Source organism: Microbacterium aurum (assembly GCF_016907815.1).
Taxonomy (GTDB): domain Bacteria; phylum Actinomycetota; class Actinomycetes; order Actinomycetales; family Microbacteriaceae; genus Microbacterium; species Microbacterium aurum.
The window spans coordinates 1,873,125-1,894,833 of sequence record NZ_JAFBCQ010000001.1 but is presented as its reverse complement, the minus strand read 5'-3'; the positions used below and the strand labels follow the sequence as shown (position 1 = coordinate 1,894,833).

Genomic DNA, 21,709 nt, shown 5'->3' with positions numbered 1-21,709 from the left:
TGCCCTTCAGGTCGAGGTGACTATAAGATCGACGAGAGGTTATGGTCACTATGACTCAAACACACGCAGCCCCCACCGCCGCCGGCGACATCCGCGTCGCCGTGTCGACCGTGATCTTCAGCCTGCGCCGCGACCCCGGCAGCGACCGCGCCAGTGTCGTCCTGCCCCTCGTCCGGCGCACCCGCGATCCGCACGAGGGCGCCTGGGCGCTCCCCGGCGGCTGGCTGGACACCGCCGAAGAACTGGAGACCGCGGCATCCCGCACCCTCGCCGAGACGACGGGACTGGCGCCGAGCTACCTCGAACAGCTGTACGCGTTCGGCGATGTGCACCGCTCCCCCACGCGCGTCGTGTCGATCGTGTACTGGGCGCTGTTGCGGGAGGGACCGCTGCTGGCGCCGGCATCCGAGAACGTCGCGTGGTTCGACGCGGCCACGCTGCCGCCCCTCGCCTTCGATCACAACCACATCGTCGACTACGCGCTGTGGCGCCTGCGCAACAAGGTCGGCTACAGCCGCATCGCCCACGGGCTGCTGCCGGAGCTGTTCACGCTCGCCGACCTGCGCGAGGTGTACGAGGCGATCCTCGGCCGCGACCTCGACCCCGCCAACTTCCGGCGCCAGGTCGAGAACTCCGGCACCCTCATCTCCACCGAGCAGTTCCGCACCGGCAGTCACCGTCCGGCGCGGCTGTACCGCTACAACCACGACGTCGAGCTCGCCGAACGCGGGCCACTGCCGACCGAACCCCACCCGGAGGTGCTGTCATGACCGCCCTGCCCCTCACCCTGCAGCCGCGCCCCGCGGAGCCCGTCGACCCGAGCGTCGACCACGCGATCCTCGCGATCGTCTCCGGAGCCTCGACCGCGGCGACCTGCACGACCGACCTCGCCGCCGGCCCCTGGGACTTCGACACGCGGCCCGGCTACGGTCCCGGCTCGTCGATGGGTGACGTCATCCCCACCGGCGCGCCCCGCCAGGGCGAGCTGCCGGCGGAGTACCGCGAGGCGTCGGAGGCCGAGCTGCACGCCCGCATCACCGCCGCCAAGGAGGTGCTCGGCGACCGGGTCGTGGTGCTCGGCCACTTCTATCAACGCGAAGAGGTCGTCACCCACGCCGACTACGTGGGCGACTCGTTCCAGCTCGCGAACGCCGCGCTCGAGCACCCGCACGCGGAGGCGATCGTCTTCAGCGGCGTGCACTTCATGGCCGAGACCGCCGATCTGCTCTCGCGTCCCGAACAGGCCGTGATCCTGCCGAACCTCGCCGCCGGCTGCTCGATGGCCGACATGGCCTCGATCGACGACGTCGAGGAGTGCTGGGAGCAACTGGCGGACCTCTACGGGCCGCTCGAGGTCCCGGACGCGGACGGGCTCGTCCCCGTCATCCCCGTCACGTACATGAACTCGTCCGCCGCGATCAAGGGCTTCGTCGGGCGGCACGGCGGCATCGTCTGCACGTCGTCAAACGCGCGCACCGTGCTGGAATGGGCGTTCGCCCGCGGCCGCCGCGTGCTGTTCTTCCCCGACCAGCACCTGGGGCGCAACACCGCGAAGGCGATGGGCGTCCCCCTCGAGCAGATGTCGATGTGGAACCCGCGCAAGCCCCTCGGCGGGTCGTCCGCCGCGGACCTCGCCGACGCCCGCGTCATCCTCTGGCACGGCTTCTGCTCGGTACACCGCCGGTTCACCGTGGAGCAGATCGAGCGCGCCCGCGCCGAGCACCCGGGCGTCCGCGTCATCGTGCACCCGGAGTGCCCGATGGCGGTCGTCGATGCCGCCGACGAGGCCGGCTCGACCGACTACATCCGCAAGGCGATCGCCGCGGCGACCGAGCCGACGACGTTCGCCATCGGCACCGAGATCAACCTCGTCCAGCGGCTCGCGGCGCAATTCCCGCAGCACGAGATCTTCTGCCTCGACCCGGTCGTCTGCCCGTGCTCGACGATGTACCGCATCCACCCCGGCTACCTCGCCTGGGTGCTGGAGCGACTCGTCGCGGGCGAGGTCGTCAACCGGATCACGGTGCCCGCCGACGTCGCCGAGCCGGCACGTCTCGCGCTCGAGCGGATGCTGGCGGCGAAGCCGTGACACGCGGCGACCTCGAGCGGGCGCAACCCGGCGACGACCCGACATCGCCGCGGGTCGTCGTCGTGGGCTCCGGCATCGCCGGGCTCACCGCGGCGCTGCATGCCGCGGCATCGGGCTGCGCGGTCACCGTCGTGACGAAAGACGTCCTCGAGCACGCCAACACGCGATTCGCGCAGGGCGGGATCGCCGGGGTCATGTTCGACGACGACAGCGCCGCCGCGCACGAGCGCGACACCCTCATCGCGGGGGCGGGTCTGTGCGACCCGGACGCCGTGCGGGTTCTCGTGACCGAGGGGCCGACACGGATCCGGGAGCTCATCGCGCTCGGGGTCGCGTTCGACCGCGCCGCCGACGGCACGTATGTCAAAGGGCTCGAGGCCGCTCACTCCTATCCGCGTGTGCTGCACGCCGGGGGCGACGCGACCGGCAGCGTCATCGAGAAAGCGCTCGTGGCGCGCGTGCGCGCCAGCGGGGCGCAGATCATCGAGCACGCGTTCCTCGTCGACCTCCTCCTTCGTGGCGGCCGGGTCGCGGGGGTCGACCTGCTCGTCGACGACCGGCGCCGCGCGGCGATCGAGGCGGATGCCGTCGTGCTCGCCACCGGCGGCGCCGGCTGCCTCTACGCGCACACGACGAACCCGTCGGTCGCCACCGGCGACGGCATCGCCGCGGCGCTCCGCGCCGGGGCGACGGTGTCGGACCTGGAGTTCTTCCAGTTCCACCCGACGGTGCTCGCCGACGGCGACGCCTTCTTGGTGTCCGAGGCCGTGCGCGGCGAGGGCGCCGTGCTCCGCGACGAGCAGGGACGCCGGTTTATGCTCGACGTGCACCCCGACGCCGAGCTGGCGCCGCGCGACGTCGTGGCCCGCGCGATCGCGGAGGCGATGGCGGGGCAGGGTGCTCGACCGGTGCTCCTGGACGCCACCGGCCTGCGCCCGACACGCAAGCAGACGGCATCCTTCCTCGCGCAGCGCTTTCCGACGATCGACGCCGCCGTGCGCGCGCGAGGGCTCGACTGGGCGCGCGAGCCCATCCCCGTGACGCCCGCCGCCCACTACCTGATGGGCGGCGTCGACACCGACCTGCACGGGCGCACGGACATCCCCGGGCTGTACGCGGTCGGCGAGGTCGCCCGAACCGGTGTGCACGGCGCCAACCGGCTGGCGTCGAACTCGCTGCTGGAGGGCGCGGTGTTCGGCGCTCGCGCCGGCGACGCGATCGCGTCCGACGCCGCCGGGTCGAGCTGGCCGGCCGCGGCCGCCGCCCCCGGAGCAGCCGCCCCCGCCGCGCCCGCGCCCGCCGCTCCCGCCGCGACTGCGTCCGCCGACCCGGCACCGGGTGCCGGTGTGACCGCCACGCACCGGCAGCCTGCGCCGGATCCCGTGCCGGCGTTCACGCGACGGGCGCTGCAGGAGCTCATGTGGCAGGAGGCGGGGCTCGTGCGCGACGGCGCGGGCCTCGCGCACGCCGCGTCCGTGCTCGATGCCTGGCGCGCGCAGCCGCGCACCCCCGCGACCGAGGCCGAGTTCGAGGACGAGAACCTGCTGCAGGTCGCCGCCGCCCTGGTCGCCGCCGCCCTCGCGCGTACCGACTCGGTGGGTGCACACGTCCGGCGCGACGAGACTCCACGGATTCGTGCGCTCACACCCGCAGAAGGGCCGGAAACGGCCGCGGAGCGCACGGATCCGTGGAGTTCGATCACCGCCGCCGCGCAGAAGGAGTCGGCCGCATGCTGAGCCGCAGCCACATCGACACGGTCGTGCGCGCCGCGCTCGACGAAGACGCCCCCTGGGGCGACCTCACGAGCCAGACCCTCATCCCGGCGGACGCCGCGGCCACCGCCGACCTCGTCGCGCGCGAGGACGGCGTGTTCAGCGGCGGCGAGGTCTTCGCCGCCGCCTTCACGCTGACCGACTCGCGCATCGCGGTCGAGGTGCACGCCGCCGACGGTGACGGGTTCGCCGCCGGCGCCGTGCTCGCGAGCGTCACGGGCCCCGCCCGCGGCGTGCTGACCGCGGAGCGGATCGGGCTCAACTTCGTGCAGCGGATGAGCGGCATCGCCACCCTCACCCGCCGCTACGTCGACGCCGTCGCGGGCACCGGCGCGCGCATCGCCGACACCCGCAAGACCACGCCCGGCCTGCGCGCCCTCGAACGGCATGCCGTCCGCAGCGGCGGCGGCCACAACCACCGGTTCTCACTGTCGGACGCGGTCATGGCGAAGGACAACCACCTCGCCGTGCTCACGGCGGACGGGCAGAGCATTCCCGACGCACTGCGCGCCGCGATCGCCGCGCTCCCCCACACCGCGCACGTCGAGGTGGAGGTCGACCGGCTCGACCAGATCGAGCCGGTGCTCGCCGCAGGAACCGGGCCGCGCGGGGTCGGCACCATCATGCTCGACAACTTCTCCCTCGCCGATCTCCGCGCGGGCGTCGCGCTGATCGCCGGTCGCACGACGGTGGAGGCGTCCGGGGGTGTGAGCCTGGAGACCGTGCGCGCGATCGCCGAGACGGGCGTCGACGTCATCTCGGTCGGGGCGCTCACGCACTCCGCCCGCGCGCTGGACCTGGGCCTCGACGTACGCATCGCGCTGCGGGGCTGAACCGCCGATGCGCTACCTGGATCACGCCGCGACCACGCCAGTGCGCCCCGAGGTCCTCGAGGCGATGCTGCCGTTCCTCACCGACCGCTTCGGCAACCCGTCGAGCCATCACACCGTGGGCGAGGCCGCGGCATCCGCCCTCGACGACGCCCGCCGTCGGGTCGCGCGCATCGTCGGCATGCGCCCCGGCGACATCGTGTTCACCTCGGGCGGCACCGAGGCGGACAACCTCGCGATCAAGGGCCTCGCCATCGGCGCGGCCCAGCACCGGGGCGCGCCGGTCCACGTCATCACGACGACGATCGAGCACGAGGCCGTGCTCGCGTCGTGCGACTACCTCGAGCGCGTGCACGGCTTCGCGGTCACCCGCGTCGGCGTCGACGCCGACGGTCGCGTCGACCCCGCCGACATCGCGGCGGCGCTCCGGCCCGACACCGCGCTCGTGACCGTCGGCTACGCCAACAACGAGATCGGCACGGTGCAGGATGCCGCGGCCATCGCCGCGGCGCTGCGCACGGCATCCGCGGCGGTCCCTCTTCACCTGGACGCCGTGCAGGCGGCGGGGTGGCTGCCGCTGTCGGGGACCGGCGCCGACGCCCTGTCGATCGCCGGCCACAAGGTCGGTGCGCCGCAGGGGATCGGCGTGCTCGCCGTCCGCGGCCGCCTGCCGCTGGAGCCGCTCCTGCACGGCGGCGGTCAGGAACGGGACCGGCGCAGCGGCACCGAGAACGTCGCCGGCGCCGTCGCCATCGCCACCGCGCTGGAACTCGCCGAGGCCGAGCGCCCCGCCGCGGCCGACCGCGTGGCGCGGCTGCGCGACGGGTTCATCGCGCGGGTGCTCGAACGGGCCCCCTCCGCGCGCCTGACGGGGCACCCGGTGCACCGGCTGCCGGGAACAGCGAGCTTCACGTTCGCCGGCACGAGCGGCGAAGCGGTGCTGCTCGAGCTGGAGCGCCGGGGCATCGTCAGCTCCAGCGGCTCGGCGTGCGCGGCCGGCAGCGACGAGCCCTCGCACGTGCTGCTCGCGCTCGGCATCGCGCCCGAGGTCGCGCAGACCGCGGTCCGCTTCACGTTCGGTCACGACCTCGGACGGTCCGGACCGCACCGCGCCGCGGGCGCGCCCCGCATGCCGAGTGAGGCCCGGGACGCGGCCACGGCGGACCTCGCCGCTGTCGCCGACGCGGTCGCCGCTGCCATCGCGGCGGTACGATCAGGCGCGTGAGCCCGACACCCGCCGGCCCGATCGTCACCGTCATCGTTCCGGGTCGCGACGTCGCCGCCTACGCTGCCGAAGCTCTCGCCTCGCTGCAGGCACAGAGCCTCGACGCGTGGCGGGCGATCCTCGTCGACGACGGGTCGACCGATGCCACCGGGGCGCTGTTCGCGCAGGCCGCGGCATCCGACCCCCGCTTCACCGTTGTCACCCACCCGACCCCGCGCGGACTGGGCGCGGCGCGCAACGCCGCGCTCGATCTCGTCGAGACGCCCTTCGTCGGGTTCCTCGATGGCGACGACGTGCTCACCCCCGACGCGCTGCGACGGCTCACCGCGACGCTCACCCGCAGCGGCAGCGACATCGTGGCGGGGGCCTACGTGCGGCTGCGGCCCGACGAGACCGGCGGCTACACCCCCGGGATCGTGCAGCCGTGGGTGCGGGCGGCGACCGAACCGGAACGGCTCGGCGTCTCACTCGCCGAGCATCCCGACGTGTCGGGGAACATCGTCGCGTGGTCCAAAGTGAGCCGCGTCGAGCTGTGGCGCCGCGCCGGCATCCGCTTTCCGGAGGGCAGGCTCTACGAGGACCAGGTGGTCGCGCAGCGCCTGTACACGACCGCGCGGGCGATCGACGTGATCCCCGACGTCGTGGTGCGCTGGCGCGAGCGCGCCGACGGCTCGTCCATCACCCAGCACAAGGACTCCGTCGCGGTGCTGACGGACTACCTCGAGGCGATGCGTGCCGGAATCGCCGTGCTCGACGCCGCCGGCCATCGCGCCGCCGTCCGCGCCCGCGTGCGCCTCATCCTCGACATGGATGTGCCGCCCCTCGTCGCGATCGCGCAGCGCCACCCCGACGACGCCTACCGGCGGGCGCTCGGCGCGTTCGTGGCCGAACTCGCGACGCGGGCGGATGCCGAGGACATCGCTCTCGATGATGCGACGGAGTCGCTGCGTAGCGCCGCCGTGCTGTGGTGACAACCCCCGGGTGCGCCGCCGCATCGCGCCGTGAGAGTGTGCGCATGAGCGACACTCACGCGATCCCCGAAGAACCCCACGGCCCCGACCTGACCGAGCTGCGTGCGGAGATCGACGAGCTCGCCTCGCAGTCGACGGAGGAGCTGGTCAGCCCGGCCCCGAAGATCGTCGAGGAGAACGAGCCGACGCCCGCGCCGACCGACCCGGTCGGCTCGGAGGACTGGGACGACACCGAGCCCGCCTGAGCCGCGGTCACTCCAGCGGCGGCCACCCCGCCTCGTCGACCGCCCTGTCGGCTGCGCCTGTCGGATCTGCCACGAGCCGCGCCGCGTCGGCCCCCGCGGCGCCCGCCGGCGCCCGGTCCGCGCGCCGGTCCGGGAGGTCCGCCGCGGGCTGAGCCTCTTCGAGACCCTCGATGCGCGCGGCGGCCATCTGCTGGGCGGCCAGTTCGGCGTAGAGGCCGCCGAGCGCGAGCAGTTCGGCATGGGTGCCGGACTCCACGATCCGGCCGGCTTCGATGACGTGGATGACATCGGCGCCGATGACCGTGGACAGCCGGTGCGCGATCGACAACGTGGTCCGGCCCTGCGCGACGCTGTCGATCGCCTCCTGCACGACGCGCTCCGACACGGTGTCCAGCGCGCTCGTCGCCTCGTCGAGCAGCAGCACCGGCGGGTCCTTCAGCAGCACCCGTGCGATCGCGATCCGCTGCTTCTCACCGCCGGAGAGCCGGTAGCCGCGCTCCCCCACGATCGTGTCGTAGCCGTGCTCGAACCCGGTGATGATGTGGTGGATGTTCGCGGCGACGCAGGCGGCCTCCACCTCGGCATCCGTCGCATCGGGCTTGGCGTACCGCAGGTTCTCGCGGATCGTGGCGTGGAAGAGGTAGGTCTCCTGCGACACGATGCCGACGTGGTCGATGATCGATTCGTGCCGCAGCGACCGCACGTCGGCGCCGCTGAACAGCACGCTGCCGGCGGAGGCCTCGTAGAACCGCGGTGCGAGGTAGAGCACCGTCGTCTTGCCCGCCCCGGAGGGACCGACGAACGCGACATGCTGTCCGGGTTCGGCGACGAACGACACCCCGCCCAGCGTGGGGCGTGCGTCGGCGGCGGCGTCGGGATAGCGGAAGACGACGTCCCGGAACTCGATCCGCCCGACCGGTCCCGGCGCCTGAGCGACGTCGATCGCGTCGGGGGCATCGCTGATGGCGGGGACGAGATCGAGGTACTCGAAGATGCGGGCGAACAGGGCGCGCGAGGTCTGGAGGTCCAAGGCGACGCGCATGAGCCCCATGAGCGGCTGCAGCAGCCGTGCCTGCACCGTCGTGAACGCGACGACGGTGCCGGCGGTGATCGCGCCGCTGCCGCCGGCGATCAGGTATCCCGACACGAGGTAGATGACCGCGGGCACCGATGCCATGAGCACCTGCACGACGGCGAAGAACCCCTGGCCGCTCATGGCGCGCTGCACCTGGAGCCGCACCTGGTTGACGTTCTCGTCGCGATAGCGCTGCGACTCGGTGCGCTGCCGGTTGAACGCCTTCGACAGCAGGATGCCGCTGACCGACAGCGTCTCCTGGGTGATGCTGGTCAGCTCCGACAGCGACTCCTGCGTCTGCCCCGCGATGCGCGCCCGCACCTGACCGACGCGTCGCTGCACGAAGATGAGCACCGGCATGAGGATCACGGCGATGAGGGTCAGCCGCCAGTCGATGAGGATCATCGCGACGAGTGCGGACACGACGGTGACGGCGTTGCCGAGGATGCTCGTGACGGTGTTCGTGAGCACGCCCGAGACGCCGCCGACGTCGTTCTGGAGGCGCGACTGGATGACGCCGGTCTTCGTCCGCGTGAAGAACCCGAGCTCCATCGCCTGCAGATGATCGAACAGCTTCGCCCGCAGATCGCCCGTGACGCGGTTGCCGACGGTGGCGGTCAGCCACGTCTGCGCGACGCCGAGCACCGCCGACAGCAGGAACAGCCCGATCATCGCGGCCACGAGGCGGACGAGCAGACCGAGGTCGGGCGCGCCGCCGGCGGTCGGGAACAGCGCGTCGTCGAAGATGCGCTGCACGATCAGCGGCGGGATCACCCCGATGGCCGCGCCGGCGACGACGAGGATGCCGGTGACGACGATCCGGCCGAGGTACGGCCGGAACAGTGCCATGACGCGCGCGCCGAGGTCGGGGATCTCGGGCGCCTGCGCGTTGAGCCGGCGCTGGGCCGCCTCGTCGACGCCGCGGAAGGCCGCGCCGCCGCGGCCGGCGGGACCGCCGCCCCCTCCGCCCATTGCCATGATCGCCAGCCTACGACCGGATGCCGACAGCCCCGCCCGGTCGCATCACGCGCGCCTCAGCCGAGCCCCGCGACGAGGTTGATGACGGTGGCGAGGATGACGGCGCCGAACAGGTAGGCCAGCATGGTCTGCCCGATGACGATGCGCCGGATCGCTCTCGAGCCGACGTCGGTGTCGGCGACCTGATAGGTCATGCCGAGCCCCACCGAGAAGTAGGCGAAGTCGACGTAGCTCGGGTCCTCGTTCTGGTGGAAGTCGATGCCGCCGGAGGGGTGGGAGAAGAACAGGTGCGCGTAGCGCAGCATGTAGTCCACCTGGATGAGCGCCCACGACGACGCGACGGCGATGACGGCGAGGCCCGCGAGCACCGAGGCGCGCACCGGGTCGGCATCGCGGGTCTGGATCAGCACGATGCCGACCGCGCTGAGGCTCACGAGGCTTCCAGGGCGCGACCGCGATCGCGACGACGACGCCGATCACGATGCTCACGGTCCCGCGGAGGAGGAGGGTGTGGTGCGGCGGGGTCTTCATGGACCGATGGTGCAACTGGAGGCGGGAATGCGATGTCGCACCGCGCGGTTATCGTTGAGGTTCGCCCGGCTGACCGCGGCGCGCTCCCGCTGCCTGCACGACACTCGAGGAGACACCGCCATGACCGCGACCGACACCGTGAAGACGACCACCGGCCCGATCCTCACCCCGGCGCAGAACCGCGTCGTGTGGCTGCTGCTGGCGGCGGCTTTCGTCGCGATTCTCAACGAGACGACGATGGGCGTCGCGATCCCGCACCTCATCGACGACCTCGGCATCACCGCTGTCGCCGCGCAGTGGCTGACGACGGCGTTCATGCTCACGATGGCCGTCGTCATCCCGACCACCGGCTTCCTGCTGCGCCGCTTCACGACCCGCGCCATCTTCGGCGCGGCGATGGGGCTGTTCTCGACCGGAACGCTCGTCGCCCTTCTGGCTCCGGGGTTCGAGGTGCTGCTCGTCGGCCGGGTCATCCAGGCGTCGGGCACGGCGATCGTCATGCCGTTGCTCATGACGACGCTGATGAGCGTCGTGCCGGCTCAGCACCGCGGCCGAATGATGGGGCGCGTGAGCGTCGTCATCTCGCTCGCACCGGCGATCGGGCCGACGATGGCGGGGCTCGTCCTCGACAACCTCACGTGGCGGTGGATCTTCGCGATCGTGCTGCCGGTGGCCATTGCGGCACTCATCGCGGGCGTGCGCTGGATCCCGAACATCGGCGAGCAGACGCACGCGCCCATCGATGTGCTGTCGGTCGTGCTGTCGGCGCTCGGCTTCGGCGGTCTGGTGTTCGGTCTCAGTCAGATCGGCGGCGGGGGCCACGGCACCGACCCCGCCGCGCTGGCCGCGGCGACCGCCGCCACCACCACTCTCGTGGTGGCTCTCGTGATCGGCGCCGTGACGCTGGGCCTCTTCCTGTGGCGTCAGGTCGCGCTGCAGCGCAAGGACGACGCGCTGCTGGACCTCCGCATCTTCCGATCCGGCAACTTCTCACTGTCGGTCGCGCACTTCGCCGTCATGTCGATGGCCTTCTTCGGCACCATCACCGCCCTGCCGCTGTACCTGCAGAACACCGTCGGACTGTCGGCGAGCGAGTCGGGTCTGGTCGTCCTGCCCGGTGCGCTGGCGATGGGACTGCTGGGGCCCGTGATCGGGCGCATCTACGACCGCTGGGGCACGCGTGTGCTCCTACTGCCGGGGACGATCGTCGTGCTGGCGATCCTGTGGGGCTTCACGACGCTGACCGAGTCGACGCCGGTGTGGATCCTCGTGGTCACGCAGACGGTGCTCTCGATCGGGCTGGCGATGTCGTTCACGCCGCTGTTCACGGCATCCCTCGGCTCACTCGAGCCGAAGTACTACTCCTACGGCAGCGCGACGGTCTCGACGGTGCAGCAGGTCGCCGGGGCTGCGGGGATCGCGGTGCTCATCGCCGTCATGTCGTCGGTGTCGCAGGCCGCCGTGGACTCCGGTGCGGCGGATGCCGCCGCGGGTGCGGCCGGGGCGCGCGCGGCGTTCCTGCTGGCCGCGATCATCGGGACCCCCCTGCTCATCAGCGCGTTCCTCATCCGCAAGCCGGCCGACGCCCCCGAGGGGATGCCCGCCGCGCACTGACGCGGCTCGATGTATCCGGCGGGCACTGCCCGCACTCCTCTCAGCGACGACACCGGCGTACCATCGGCGGTGCGAGAAGGAGACGGTCATGATCATCACGACCCCGGACCCCGCTGCTGCCGCCGGCTACGTTGCCGACCTCTATCGCGAGGACCTGGAGACGGACGGGTTCGTCTTCAGTCACACGCGTGCCATGGCCGTGAACCCGGAGGCGCTGCAGGCATTCGAGACGCTGATCCACGCGATCGTGCCTTCGATCGGGATCCGCACCTACGAGCTGGCGACGCTGGCCGCGGCCGCCGCGATCGGCTCACCCCACTGCCTGCTCGCCCACGGACGCAAGGCGCTGCGTGCCGAGGCGGTGGACGAGACCCAGTTGGCGAACATCGTCACGGGAGCGGACGATGAGACGCTCAGCGCGGCCGACCACGCCGTCCTCGATTTCGCTCGCCGACTGTCGACCGATCCCGGCGACATGACCGACGCCGAGGCGCAGGCGCTGCGCGACGTGGGATTCGACGACCGTCAGATCGTCGACATCACCCTGGCGGCCGCCGCGCGCAACTACTTCAGTCGCGCGCTGCAGGCGCTCGCCGTTCCTGTGGAGGATGGCCTGGCCGGGCTCGACCCGCACCTGCGCCGCGTGCTTCGCGCCGCCGGAGGACCGGAGGCGGACGCCGCCGCGGAGGCGTGAGGCGAGGCGGTCAGTTCGTGCCGCAGCATCCTCCGCCGCAGCAGGACGCGCCGTCCTCGACGACGGTCAGCAGGTTCTTGTCATCGCTGACGGGCTGGAGCTGCGGGGTGGGGAGGTTCGAGGTCGCCATGAATCGATGATACGTCGCTGTCAACCCCCGGGCGCGGCGGCAGGCCGGGACGTAGCGTCGATGTCATGAGCACTCTGACAGGGAAGAAGGTCGCGTTCGTCGCGACCGACGGTTTCGAAGACAGTGAGCTGACCTCGCCGTGGAAGGCGCTGACGGATGCCGGCGCCACAGCGGTCCTGGTCTCCCCCGAGTCCGGAAGCATCGAGGGAAAGAACGGGCATTCGCAGTCGGTGGACCTCGCCTCGCGCCACGCCAGCGCGTCGGATTTCGACGCGCTCGTGCTGCCGGGCGGCGTCGTGAACGCCGATCATCTGCGGATGGACGAGGCGTCGGTCGCGTTCGCGCGCGACTTCTTCGCGCAGCACAAGCCGGTCGGCGCCATCTGCCACGCGGCGTGGCTTCTGATCGAGGCCGACGTCGTCGATGGGCGCACGCTCACGAGCTACCCCAGCCTGAAGACCGACCTCGTCAACGCCGGGGCTGAGTGGGTCGACGAGGAGGTCGTCGTCGACCAGGGGCTCGTCTCGAGCCGCACGCCCGACGATCTGCCCGCGTTCAACGCGAAGGTCGTCGAGGAGATCGCCGAGGGCGAGCACGCCGGTCAGACGACCTGACACCTGCGACCGACAGACGGATGCCGCGGCGAGATCGATCTCGCCGCGGCATCCGTCTGCGTGTCGGTCAGTCCCAGTCGAGGTAGTCCTCGATGAACCAGGAGGTCTCGCCGGGGTGCGTGAGTGCGAAGAAGTGCCCCGCGCCCTCGACGCCCTTGACGCTCACCAGACCCGGCGCCGTCGCTTGCAGCGCGGCACCGTTGTCGGCGGGGGTGACACGGTCATCGGCGCCCTGGATGACGAGCACCGGCGTGCCGTCGGCGATGGGCGCCCACTCGTCGGCCGGCGTGGCGGCCAGCGCCGCGGTCTGGACGGCGGCGAGCTCGGCCTGCGGCGCGAAGCTCTCACCGAAGACGGCGGCGAGCTCGCCCGTGAGCTCATCGGCGGTGGCGTCGCCGGTCTCGACGCCGAGCAGCAGCACGCCGTTCACGCGGTCGTGATGGTCGAGGGCGATGGTCCGCGCGACGGCGCCGCCGAAGGCGTGCCCGCCGACCCACGCGTCGTCGACGCCGAGCCCCGTGAGCACGTCGACGACGTCCTGGGCCAGGTCGTGCAGCGTGACGGCATCCGTCTGCGCGGTTCGCGTGCCGATGCGGATGACGCGGAAGTCCTCCTCCACGAGGATGCTGCCCAACGTGCCGAGGTAGGCGAAGTCGAGGCCCGCGGCGGGCAGGAGGACGACCACGGGGCCGGCGCCCTCGTCGAGGTACGGGACGGCGCGGCCGTCGGGTTCGAAGATCTGGCGCTCGGTTGCTGTCACGGTTCTCCATCTTAGGTGGACCTTCCCTGTCGCTCGGAGCCCGGCGGGGGCGGCGGGGGCGGCGGGGGCGGCGGGCAGTGAGCATCCCGCCGATCGCGATACGGTCGAGCGGAGCGGAGGCGACGTGAAGATCAAGAACCTGACGGCGTTCGTCGCGGTGGTGGATGCCGGAATGCACGCGCCGCGGGCGGCGCAGGCGCTGGGGGTGCCGCTGGCGTCGATCCACTCCTCGATCGAGAAGCTCGAAGACGAGGTCGGGCACCCGCTGATCGGGCGGGATGCCTCCCCGTGGCGGCTGACACCGGCGGGCGAGCTGCTGCTCGACGAGGCACGGCGGAGGATCGCGGACTCGCCCGCATCCGCGCCGCCTCGCACCACCGGCGGCGGCAAGGCCAAGGCCTCGAAGGGCACGGGCCGCGCGCCGATCGTCAAAGGTCAGCCGAAGCCCTACAAGAAGCGCCAGGGCCGCTGAAAGCAACAGCGGCGCGCCGCCGCGTACGCCTCGAGGCACTCGGACCCGAGCCGCAGCCGGGCGTAGACGTCGATCGTCTCGAGCGCGGCTTTCACGTCGTCCCGCGTCCCGCACAGGGTCAGCTTCCGTCCGAGCACCTTCGACACCCACGCATCCGCACCGAGGGCGATGCTGAAGCCCCAATTGCCGCGGCCGTAGTCGTCGTACGCGTCGCCGGGGGGATCCGGCCCTCGGCGACGTCGATGTGCTGGCGGTTCCCGGTACGCGGAACTTGCCCAAAATCGCCTCGAGGCCGTTCGGATTGTGCACGCTCGAGTCGAGGAGGTCGAAGTAGTTCCGGTCGCTGATCCCCGGCGGCTTGCGGATCGCGCTCGGCGCGTAGGGAACCGTCGAGGGTCAGGGTCGCGGGACTCCGACCGGGTCGAACGCGTCCAAGCCTCTCACCTTGAGGAGGAGGATGTGGACGTGGTCATCAGACGTTGACGCGGAACTGGAGAAAGTGCCTCTCGTGCACTTCCGGCTTCGAGGGCCAGACGTCGTATCGTTCAACGCCGAGTGCGTGCACGATGCGAACGGCAAGTCCGGTCTCCTCCAGGACCTCACGTACGACGGCAGCCGCCGGCGTCTCGCTCTGCTCGATCGTCCCCGCTGGCACCTGAACACCCGCCACGTCGAGCGGCACGCCGTCGTGCGTGAACACAAGGAGCTGGTCGTCATGCACGACATCTCCGACGACCTTCCGAACGGGCCTGCGTTCCGGACCGCCGCTCATGCATCGCCCCGACGGGCCACGCCCGTATCCAACGGGCCGGGCGCGATCACGTCGAGCCCTACCTCACCCGCAGAGTCGCCGAGCCGCTTGTCGTACGTGAGGATGGCGTCGACATCCAGGCGAATCGCCGCCTCGAGATGCAAGGCGTCGAGGGTGCGTAGGTACGGCATCGGCAAGAACCCGGCGGATCGGTACGTTGCTCGGTCGAGCGCCGCGAGCGACACGCCATCGAGGATCGCGCTGACCTTCGCTTGATCCCGCCCTTCCCGCACTGCCATGCGACGCAGTTCGGTTTCGAGCAGATCGCTTGAGACGAGCCTGGCGCGCGTCTGATCGAGCCAATCCAGCAGGGCTCGCGTTTCCGGCTGCAGGACGAGCAGCGCTCCGAGCGCAGACGTGTCGGCATAGACGAGCGGAACACCGCTCACGCGCGGTCCTCACGTAGCTCATCGATGATCTGAGTCATTGGGCGGTCGTTTTCGGCTCCCGCCGGCTTCAGCGCAGCCCAGCCACCGACGCGCTTCGCATGACGAACGATCGGCAACGTGGGGCTCGGCGCATCGAGGGGGACGATACGGCCGACGGGAATTCCGCGGTTCGTCAGCACGAACGAATGCCCCTCGCCCACCTCCCGAAGCACGCGCCCGGACTCGTTGCGCAACTCGCGCTGCGACAGGCTCTCGATCTGCGGCTCGCCTGCACTCATGAGCACGATCGTAGCACCCGCGCTACACGTTGAAGCGGAACTCCACGACGTCGCCGTCAATCAACCGATCACAAGTCCCGCCCCGCACCGACTCATCACGCTGCCGGTCATGGTTAGTCCGCCGATTGCGCTCGACCGCGCGTCGAACCGGACGTCTGTGCCGCCAACGACCATGGCAATCTCAACGGTCACGAGCGGATAGGAAATCTCGTCCCCAAGAACGAGGATTCTCGGGTGCTTGAGGGCCAGGCTCTCCGCCGAATCCCACTGCCGAAACTGGACCTGAACATCATCGCCGTTCGGGTAGCGCACGCGAAGATAGCTCCCGTTCGGCGGGCTCTCGACATCTGACGGGTCACCCGCGATATCCCAGTCATTCGCGAGGAGTTGAGCGCGGCCCTCGTGCGATGTCGTTAGCATCCGCATGCTGAGGAGAAGGTAGCCCTCCTCATCGCGCTCAAACCAGATCAGCGGCGCGCCACGAAAGACGACCATGTGAGGGGTCTCGTGATAGTAATTGCCGCCCACAATCGCGACGACCTCACGTCGCATCCACTCGAACCGACCGCGCACGGTAGAAGATTGCGGCTTCGCCTTGAGCTCTCGACATTGCTCGGCGGTCAGAGCATCGGCCTTCGCGTGGTGAGTCGCACAAAGGGCGAGCATCCCGGCTGGATTGTGATGCGGGCCTTCATGCCAGGGTGGATCGAAGTGGTGATACTCGAGGTAGGGATTCCCGCACCCGACCACGGGGCAGCCGAAGCCGACTTCACGCCGCAATTGCCGCCGTACATCAGCGGGAGGTCGGCGCGGAATGTCTTGCATTATCGGGATCTCCTGATACCTAACTGTGGCGGAACTCCACCACGTCGCCGTCCTGCATGATGTAGTCCTTGCCCTCCAGGCGTGCCTTGCCGGCGGCGCGCGCCGCGGCGACGGATCCAGTCTCCACGAGGTCGTCGAACGAGATGACCTCGGCCTTGATGAAGCCCTTCTCGAAGTCGGTGTGGATGACGCCGGCCGCCTGGGGAGCCTTCCAGCCCTTCCCGATCGTCCACGCCCGCGCTTCCTTCGGCCCGGCGGTGAGGTAGGTCTGCAGGCCCAGCGTGTCGAACCCGATGCGGGCGAGCTGGTCGAGCCCGGACTCGTCCTGACCGGTCGAGGCGAGCAACTCCGCGGCATCCTCCGGATCGAGGTCGATGAGCTCGGACTCGATCTTCGCGTCGAGGAAGACGGCTTTCGCGGGGGCGACGAGCTCCGCCAGCGCCGCCTTGCGCGCGGCATCCGTCAGCACCGCCTCGTCGACGTTGAAGACGAAGATGAACGGCTTGGCCGTGAGCAGGCCGAGCTCCTTGATCGGCGCGAGATCGAGGCCGGATGCCGAGAGCAGCTCACCCCGCTGCAGCGCGTCACGCGCCGCCTCGGCCGTGGCGAGCACCGAGGGGTCGAGCTTGCGGCCGCGCACCTCCTTCTCGTAGCGCGTGATCGCCTTCTCCAGCGTCTCGAGGTCGGCCAGCTGCAACTCGGCGTTGATGGTCTCCATGTCGGATGCCGGGTCGACCTTGCCGTCGACGTGCACGACGTCGTCATCGGCGAAGCCGCGCACGACCTGCGCGATCGCGTCGGCCTCGCGGATGTTCGCGAGGAACTTGTTGCCGAGCCCCTCGCCCTCGCTCGCGCCGCGCACGATGCCGGCAATGTCGACGAACGAGACCGGAGCCGGGAGGATCCGATCGGAGTGGAAGATCTCCGCGAGCTTGGTCAGCCGCTCGTCGGGCAGGTTCACGACGCCGACGTTCGGCTCGATCGTCGCGAACGGATAGTTCGCCGCGAGCACCTCGTTCTTGGTCAGCGCGTTGAACAGGGTCGACTTGCCGACGTTGGGAAGACCCACGATTCCGATGGTAAGAGCCACGGGATATCAGTCTACGTGGCTGCGACTACGGCCTCCGCGCCCGGTACGCGTGCGTGACATACGGCAGCGCTACGCTCTGGTCTCCGACCGCGCCGACCTCGTCGAACAGCGCGCCGATCTCGCGGTCGATGCGCGCTCGCTCGTCGGCGGATGCCGTGATGATGTAGCTCCGGGAGTGCACCATCGCCGTCAGGGTCTGCCGCGTCACCGGGCGTTGCCAGCGCCAGGTGCGCGTCTCCAGCGGCCCGAAGGCGACGCCACGACCGGTCCATCGCCCGCCAGCAGCTGCTCCGCGTGGCTGCCCTTCATGATCGCCGTCAGCCGCGCCACCCACGGCACCGATTCATCGCGGATGTTCCAGATGAGCCCCAGCACCCCGCCGGGGCGGAGCACGCGACCGATCTCCGCGCTCCCGGCGACGGGATCGACCCAGTGCCAGGCCTGGCCCAGTACCGCGGCATCGAGGCTCTCGTCGGGAAGGCTCAGGGTCTCCGCGGCGCCGATCAGCGTCTGCACACCCGGCACCACGTCGCGCAGGCGCGCGAGCATCGCGGCATCCGGGTCGACCGCGACCACGTCGGCGCCGAGCGTCGCGACGACCTTCGTGAGCTTGCCCGTCCCCGCACCGATATCGGCTACGCGCGGGCGACGACCTGCCGGCTCGAGCAACCACGCCACGGCCTCGGCGGGATAGTCCGGCCGGCCCTCGTCATATGCCCCGGCCGCCGCCCCGAAACTGGTCGCCATCTCGTCGCGCGTCGCCATGATCCCGACCCTACGCGTCGCCTCGCCCCCGGAGGGCGTTCCGAAAGCAGGGTCGATCGGCACACACGCCGCCCGAGGACCTCGTCTGGACCGATTCGCCCTGTTTCGGAACGGACAGCGCCCGAGACCCGGCTGGCCGCCTCGGCCGCCGGGCCGCCGGGTCGCCGGGCCACCGGGGTCGCCGACCGCTGCTCCCCCGGGACGAGGTTCGAGACGGCGCGGCGCGCCTCCGCCGGACGACCGCGCCGGCGACGGAGGCTGTGGGCGTGGCCCTGGACTTCACCGCGATCGACTTCGAGACGGCCAACAATTCCAGCGCCTCGGCGTGCGCCGTCGGCCTCACCCGCGTCCGCGACGGTCGCGTGGTCGCCACCGCCGGCTGGCTCATCAAGCCACCGGCCGGGCACGACCGCTTCTTCGAGCTGAACATCGGCATCCACGGCATCGGCCCCGCTGATGTCGTGGACGCCGCCGACTGGACGACGCAGCTGGCCGACCTCACCGCCTTCATCGGCGACGACGTGCTCGTGGCGCACAACGCCGGTTTCGACATGACGGTCCTGCGTCGCGCGTGCGAGGTGACGGATGCCGAGTGCCCGCCATACCGCTACGTGTGCAGCTTGCAGGTGTCGCGGAAGACGTACGACCTCGCGTCGTACCGGCTCCCCCTTGTCGCAGCAGCCGCCGGTTTCCTCGACTTCGCCCACCACGACGCCACCGCCGACGCCCTGGCCTGCGCGCACATCATGATCGACGCGGCGCACCGCGCGGGCGCGCAGGACGTCGTCGAGCTCGCCATGCTCCTGGGGCTGCGCGTGCCGCAGATCCCGGCCGCTGCGCCGGCCGTGACGGCGGCCGTCTGACCCGCCGTCTGGGCGGTGTCGCAGGCGCATGCGCCGCGATGTCGGAAGGGTGCGGCACGCTGTGATCATGGATGCCGTCATCGTCACCGCCCTCGTCGTCGCGAGCCTGTTCGCCGGCCTGCTGGCCGGCTGGTTCGCCGGCGCGGCCCGCGCGTCCGAGCGCGCCGCGCGTGAGCGCGCCGACCTCGTCGCGCGCGTGGCCGCCGCCGACGCCTCTGCGCGCTCGCTCGCCGACCAGCTCGAGCAGCAGCGCTCCCTCACCCGCGAGCTCGGCGCGCAGTCGCGTGCGGAGCAGCTCGCCCAGCAGGAGCGCGATCGCCGCGAGCAGCTCGTCCTGCGGGCGCTGGCGCCGGTCCAGGAGTCGCTGCAGTCGATGCAGCACAAGGTCGACGAGCTCGAGCGCGAGCGACAGACCCAGTACGGCTCGCTCGCCGAGCAGCTGCGTCGCTCCCACGAGGCGGACGAGGCGCTGCGCGCGACCACCGAGTCGCTCGCCGGGGCGCTGCGCTCCAACGCGACGCGCGGCGTCTGGGGCGAGACGCAGCTGCGCCGGGTCGTGGAATCGGCAGGACTCACCCGCTACGTCGACTTCGACACGCAGTCCACGCTGACCTCGGATGCCGGGGCGGGTCGCCCCGACCTCGTCGTGCGCCTTCCTGGCGGCAAGGCGCTCGCCGTCGACGCGAAGGTTCCCCTGGATGCGTATCTCGAGGCATCCGCCATTCCGTTCACCGCCCAGGGGGAACAGGGCGCCCGACGCGCGCAGCTGCTGCAGAAGCACGTCAAAGCCGTGCGCGCCCACGTCGACGCGCTGGCCGGCAAGCGGTACTGGACGGGATTGGACTCCAGCCCGGAGTTCGTGGTCTGCTTCATCCCCAGCGAGTCGCTGCTGGCCGCCGCGCTCGAGGAGGATCCCAGTCTGCTCGACTACGCGTTCTCGCGGCGCGTGGCGCTCGCCTCGCCCGTGAACCTCTGGGCGGTGCTGAAGACCGTCGCCTACACCTGGACGCAGCAGGACGTCTCCACCGAGGCGCGGCGGCTGTTCGACCTCGGCAGCGAGCTGTACCAGCGCCTCGGCGGGCTCGCGTCGCACGCCGAGGACCTGCGGCGGGCGATCGAGCGGACGGTGGACAGCTACAACCGCTTTGCCGGTTCGCTGGAGTCGCGCGTGCTCGTCAGCGCGAGACGGTTCCCCGGCATCGATGACACGAAGCTCGAGGCGACCGCGGCCCCGGCTGTCATCGAGAAGACGCCGAGGAAACTCGTCGCTCCCGAACTCGTGGAAGGCATCGCGGCAGATGTCGGCGCGCTGCGCGATCGCCTCTCAGCCGCCGGGGAAGAAGTTCAGCAGGCCGATGACGGAGAGGGAGACGGCCACGAACGCACCGATCATCCACCAGGCACTGATCTGATGGCCTTCCGGCAGGCGTCGGCGCAACAGGACGTCCGGTCGCCGCGCGGGGTCGACGGGAACCGCGATCTGCCCTGTTCTCGGACTGCTCGATGCTGCGGACACTGTGACCCCCGGATTGCGTGATGCGAACGTGTCGCCGGTGACACCGCCTCATATTCTGCCAGACGCACCCCTCGTTGTCCCTGGAGGCACCCCGGGAAAGGCGTCAGCCGGTCACAGCCATTTCGAGGTGAGGTGCTCGGAGGAGATGCGCCGCAGCGTCCCCGAGGCGCCGCGCAGCACCACGCTCTCGGTGTAGACGAAGTCGCCGTCGCGACGCACGCCCCCGACGAGCTCGCCGTTGGTGACACCGGTGGCGACGAAGATCGTGTTCTTGCCGGTGACGAGTTCGTCGGCCTCGTAGACGTAGTCGTCCAGGCGCAGTCCGGCGTCGATTCCGCGCTGCTTCTCGTCGTCGTCCCGGGGCCACAGCCGCCCCTGGATGTGACCGCCCAGCGCCTTGATCGCGCACGCCGTGGCGACACCTTCCGGACTGCCCCCCACCCCGATGCACATGTCGGTGCGGGCATTGTGCCGCGCTGCGTTGATGCCGCCGGCGACATCGCCGTCGCTCATCAGGCGGGTTCCGGCACCGGCTTCGCGGATCTCGTCGATGAGACGGGAGTGGCGCGGCCGGTTCAGCACCGACACGACAAGCTCTTCGACGGGCTTGCTCAGCGCCTTCGCGAGGCGGCGGATGTTCTCCCCGACGGGAAGGCGGATGTCGACGACTCCGATGCCGGCGGGGCCGGTGACGATCTTGTCCATGTAGAACACGCTCGATGCGTCGAGCATCGAGCCCCGGTCCGAGACGGCGAGCACGGACAGGGCGTTGTTGCGCCCCTCCGCGGTGAGTGAGGTGCCGTCGATGGGGTCGACGGCGACGTCGCACTGCGGGCCGCGCCCGGTGCCGACGTGCTCGCCGTTGAACAGCATGGGCGCGTTGTCCTTCTCCCCCTCCCCGATGACGATGACGCCGTCGAAGTTGACCGTCGTGAGGAAGGCGCGCATCGCATCGACGGCAGCACCGTCGGCGAGTTCCTTCTGACCGCGGCCGATGTAGGGCACCGAGCGGATCGCCGCCGCCTCGGTCGCGCGCACCAGTTCGAGTGCGAGGTTGCGGTCAGGGTGCAGAGGACTCATGTCCGCGGTCAGGCTCACCATGCCGCCAGCCTAGGCCGCGACCGCCCCCGCCGAACAGGATTCCGGTGGCACGGACGTGAAGGAACCGCGTT

The 21,709-nt window shown here is 71.0% G+C and carries 24 protein-coding genes; 13 read left to right on the top strand and 11 right to left on the bottom strand.

Annotated features, from left to right (window positions below; all coding sequences use genetic code 11):
- Window positions 1-50 precede the first annotated feature (50 nt).
- The 7 genes from JOD60_RS09455 to JOD60_RS09425 are packed head-to-tail and all read left to right on the top strand — an operon-like array spanning window position 51 to window position 7,132.
- On the top strand, window positions 51-770 hold the full coding sequence (locus JOD60_RS09455; RefSeq protein WP_076690393.1) for an NUDIX hydrolase: 720 nt from the start codon (window positions 51-53) through the stop codon (window positions 768-770).
- Window positions 767-2,089: a quinolinate synthase NadA gene (gene nadA, locus JOD60_RS09450; RefSeq protein WP_076690392.1), complete on the top strand. Its 1,323-nt coding sequence runs from the start codon at window positions 767-769 to the stop codon at window positions 2,087-2,089. The genes JOD60_RS09455 and nadA overlap by 4 nt, the downstream gene beginning before the upstream one ends.
- On the top strand, window positions 2,086-3,825 hold the full coding sequence (gene nadB, locus JOD60_RS09445) for an L-aspartate oxidase (RefSeq protein ID WP_076690391.1): 1,740 nt from the start codon (window positions 2,086-2,088) through the stop codon (window positions 3,823-3,825). The genes nadA and nadB overlap by 4 nt, the downstream gene beginning before the upstream one ends.
- Window positions 3,819-4,694, top strand: a complete 876-nt coding sequence (nadC, locus tag JOD60_RS09440; protein ID WP_076692147.1) for a carboxylating nicotinate-nucleotide diphosphorylase — start codon at window positions 3,819-3,821, stop codon at window positions 4,692-4,694. The genes nadB and nadC overlap by 7 nt, the downstream gene beginning before the upstream one ends.
- A 7-nt stretch (window positions 4,695-4,701) precedes the next feature.
- Window positions 4,702-5,916: a cysteine desulfurase family protein gene (locus JOD60_RS09435; RefSeq protein ID WP_076690390.1), complete on the top strand. Its 1,215-nt coding sequence runs from the start codon at window positions 4,702-4,704 to the stop codon at window positions 5,914-5,916.
- Complete coding sequence (locus JOD60_RS09430; RefSeq protein WP_076690389.1) at window positions 5,913-6,887, top strand: glycosyltransferase family 2 protein; 975 nt, start codon at window positions 5,913-5,915, stop codon at window positions 6,885-6,887. Before JOD60_RS09435 ends, JOD60_RS09430 begins: the two co-directional genes overlap by 4 nt.
- A gap of 44 nt (window positions 6,888-6,931) precedes the next feature.
- Window positions 6,932-7,132 carry a hypothetical protein gene (locus JOD60_RS09425; protein WP_076690388.1) on the top strand — a complete coding sequence of 67 codons (201 nt, stop codon included), beginning with the start codon at window positions 6,932-6,934 and terminating at the stop codon, window positions 7,130-7,132.
- Between the two features lie 7 nt (window positions 7,133-7,139).
- Here JOD60_RS09425 and JOD60_RS09420 read toward each other — a convergent pair whose 3' ends face one another.
- Window positions 7,140-9,179: an ABC transporter ATP-binding protein gene (locus JOD60_RS09420; RefSeq protein WP_076690387.1), complete on the bottom strand. Its 2,040-nt coding sequence runs from the start codon at window positions 9,177-9,179 to the stop codon at window positions 7,140-7,142.
- A gap of 62 nt (window positions 9,180-9,241) precedes the next feature.
- The gene (locus JOD60_RS09415; protein WP_076690386.1) at window positions 9,242-9,619 is read right to left on the bottom strand and encodes a DUF1345 domain-containing protein; all 378 of its coding nucleotides are present in this window, start codon (window positions 9,617-9,619) and stop codon (window positions 9,242-9,244) included.
- Window positions 9,620-9,836: 217 nt separating this feature from the next.
- On the opposite strand from JOD60_RS09415, the gene JOD60_RS09410 reads away from it, so the two are divergent.
- From JOD60_RS09410 to JOD60_RS09400, 3 genes are all read left to right on the top strand, one after another.
- On the top strand, window positions 9,837-11,330 hold the full coding sequence (locus JOD60_RS09410; protein ID WP_076690385.1) for an MDR family MFS transporter: 1,494 nt from the start codon (window positions 9,837-9,839) through the stop codon (window positions 11,328-11,330).
- Between the two features lie 88 nt (window positions 11,331-11,418).
- Window positions 11,419-12,024, top strand: coding sequence for a carboxymuconolactone decarboxylase family protein (locus JOD60_RS09405; RefSeq protein WP_076690384.1), 606 nt, complete (start codon window positions 11,419-11,421; stop codon window positions 12,022-12,024).
- A gap of 195 nt (window positions 12,025-12,219) precedes the next feature.
- Window positions 12,220-12,768, top strand: a complete 549-nt coding sequence (locus tag JOD60_RS09400) for a type 1 glutamine amidotransferase domain-containing protein (protein ID WP_076690383.1) — start codon at window positions 12,220-12,222, stop codon at window positions 12,766-12,768.
- Window positions 12,769-12,835: 67 nt separating this feature from the next.
- Here JOD60_RS09400 and JOD60_RS09395 read toward each other — a convergent pair whose 3' ends face one another.
- On the bottom strand, window positions 12,836-13,528 hold the full coding sequence (locus JOD60_RS09395; protein ID WP_076690382.1) for an alpha/beta fold hydrolase: 693 nt from the start codon (window positions 13,526-13,528) through the stop codon (window positions 12,836-12,838).
- A gap of 124 nt (window positions 13,529-13,652) precedes the next feature.
- Here JOD60_RS09395 and JOD60_RS09390 point away from each other — a divergent pair, with 124 nt between their 5' ends.
- Complete coding sequence (locus JOD60_RS09390) at window positions 13,653-14,000, top strand: LysR family transcriptional regulator (RefSeq protein WP_076690381.1); 348 nt, start codon at window positions 13,653-13,655, stop codon at window positions 13,998-14,000.
- Window positions 14,001-14,472: 472 nt separating this feature from the next.
- Here JOD60_RS09390 and JOD60_RS09385 read toward each other — a convergent pair whose 3' ends face one another.
- Genes JOD60_RS09385 through JOD60_RS09360 form a run of 7 tightly spaced genes read right to left on the bottom strand, consistent with a single transcriptional unit; the run spans window position 14,473 to window position 18,158 of the window.
- A complete protein-coding gene (locus JOD60_RS09385; RefSeq protein ID WP_076690380.1) occupies window positions 14,473-14,772 on the bottom strand; it encodes an NUDIX domain-containing protein in 300 nt (99 codons plus the stop codon).
- Window positions 14,769-15,200: a type II toxin-antitoxin system VapC family toxin gene (locus tag JOD60_RS09380; RefSeq protein WP_076690379.1), complete on the bottom strand. Its 432-nt coding sequence runs from the start codon at window positions 15,198-15,200 to the stop codon at window positions 14,769-14,771. Before JOD60_RS09380 ends, JOD60_RS09385 begins: the two co-directional genes overlap by 4 nt.
- The gene (locus JOD60_RS09375) at window positions 15,197-15,478 is read right to left on the bottom strand and encodes a type II toxin-antitoxin system Phd/YefM family antitoxin (RefSeq protein WP_076690378.1); all 282 of its coding nucleotides are present in this window, start codon (window positions 15,476-15,478) and stop codon (window positions 15,197-15,199) included. The genes JOD60_RS09380 and JOD60_RS09375 overlap by 4 nt, the downstream gene beginning before the upstream one ends.
- A 60-nt stretch (window positions 15,479-15,538) precedes the next feature.
- Window positions 15,539-16,303 carry an HNH endonuclease signature motif containing protein gene (locus JOD60_RS09370; RefSeq protein WP_157127921.1) on the bottom strand — a complete coding sequence of 255 codons (765 nt, stop codon included), beginning with the start codon at window positions 16,301-16,303 and terminating at the stop codon, window positions 15,539-15,541.
- A gap of 19 nt (window positions 16,304-16,322) precedes the next feature.
- The gene (gene ychF, locus JOD60_RS09365; RefSeq protein WP_076690376.1) at window positions 16,323-17,393 is read right to left on the bottom strand and encodes a redox-regulated ATPase YchF; all 1,071 of its coding nucleotides are present in this window, start codon (window positions 17,391-17,393) and stop codon (window positions 16,323-16,325) included.
- Between the two features lie 25 nt (window positions 17,394-17,418).
- On the bottom strand, window positions 17,419-17,601 hold the full coding sequence (locus tag JOD60_RS16745; protein WP_232321739.1) for a hypothetical protein: 183 nt from the start codon (window positions 17,599-17,601) through the stop codon (window positions 17,419-17,421).
- Window positions 17,598-18,158: a class I SAM-dependent methyltransferase gene (locus JOD60_RS09360; protein ID WP_232321738.1), complete on the bottom strand. Its 561-nt coding sequence runs from the start codon at window positions 18,156-18,158 to the stop codon at window positions 17,598-17,600. The genes JOD60_RS16745 and JOD60_RS09360 overlap by 4 nt, the downstream gene beginning before the upstream one ends.
- 266 nt (window positions 18,159-18,424) lie before the next feature.
- On the opposite strand from JOD60_RS09360, the gene JOD60_RS09355 reads away from it, so the two are divergent.
- Window positions 18,425-19,021, top strand: a complete 597-nt coding sequence (locus JOD60_RS09355; RefSeq protein ID WP_076690375.1) for a 3'-5' exonuclease — start codon at window positions 18,425-18,427, stop codon at window positions 19,019-19,021.
- Window positions 19,022-19,088: 67 nt separating this feature from the next.
- Window positions 19,089-20,558, top strand: coding sequence for a DNA recombination protein RmuC (locus JOD60_RS09350; protein WP_084201969.1), 1,470 nt, complete (start codon window positions 19,089-19,091; stop codon window positions 20,556-20,558).
- Window positions 20,559-20,648: 90 nt separating this feature from the next.
- Here the strand turns inward: JOD60_RS09350 and glpX are convergent, their stop codons facing one another.
- Window positions 20,649-21,638, bottom strand: a complete 990-nt coding sequence (glpX, locus tag JOD60_RS09345) for a class II fructose-bisphosphatase (RefSeq protein WP_076690374.1) — start codon at window positions 21,636-21,638, stop codon at window positions 20,649-20,651.
- Between the last annotated feature and the right edge of the window lie 71 nt (window positions 21,639-21,709).

Coding starts and splice junctions, on each gene's coding strand:
- JOD60_RS09370 (WP_157127921.1), bottom strand. CDS start 16,303: ATGCAAGACATTCCGCGCCGACCTCCCGCTGATGTACGGCGGCAATTG.
- JOD60_RS09350 (WP_084201969.1), top strand. CDS start 19,089: ATGGATGCCGTCATCGTCACCGCCCTCGTCGTCGCGAGCCTGTTCGCC.
- JOD60_RS09420 (WP_076690387.1), bottom strand. CDS start 9,179: ATGGGCGGAGGGGGCGGCGGTCCCGCCGGCCGCGGCGGCGCGGCCTTC.
- JOD60_RS09435 (WP_076690390.1), top strand. CDS start 4,702: ATGCGCTACCTGGATCACGCCGCGACCACGCCAGTGCGCCCCGAGGTC.
- JOD60_RS09455 (WP_076690393.1), top strand. CDS start 51: ATGACTCAAACACACGCAGCCCCCACCGCCGCCGGCGACATCCGCGTC.
- JOD60_RS09385 (WP_076690380.1), bottom strand. CDS start 14,772: ATGAGCGGCGGTCCGGAACGCAGGCCCGTTCGGAAGGTCGTCGGAGAT.
- JOD60_RS09410 (WP_076690385.1), top strand. CDS start 9,837: ATGACCGCGACCGACACCGTGAAGACGACCACCGGCCCGATCCTCACC.
- JOD60_RS09405 (WP_076690384.1), top strand. CDS start 11,419: ATGATCATCACGACCCCGGACCCCGCTGCTGCCGCCGGCTACGTTGCC.
- JOD60_RS09425 (WP_076690388.1), top strand. CDS start 6,932: ATGAGCGACACTCACGCGATCCCCGAAGAACCCCACGGCCCCGACCTG.
- JOD60_RS09400 (WP_076690383.1), top strand. CDS start 12,220: ATGAGCACTCTGACAGGGAAGAAGGTCGCGTTCGTCGCGACCGACGGT.
- JOD60_RS09375 (WP_076690378.1), bottom strand. CDS start 15,478: ATGAGTGCAGGCGAGCCGCAGATCGAGAGCCTGTCGCAGCGCGAGTTG.
- nadA (WP_076690392.1), top strand. CDS start 767: ATGACCGCCCTGCCCCTCACCCTGCAGCCGCGCCCCGCGGAGCCCGTC.
- JOD60_RS09360 (WP_232321738.1), bottom strand. CDS start 18,158: ATGGCGACGCGCGACGAGATGGCGACCAGTTTCGGGGCGGCGGCCGGG.
- nadC (WP_076692147.1), top strand. CDS start 3,819: ATGCTGAGCCGCAGCCACATCGACACGGTCGTGCGCGCCGCGCTCGAC.
- glpX (WP_076690374.1), bottom strand. CDS start 21,638: ATGGTGAGCCTGACCGCGGACATGAGTCCTCTGCACCCTGACCGCAAC.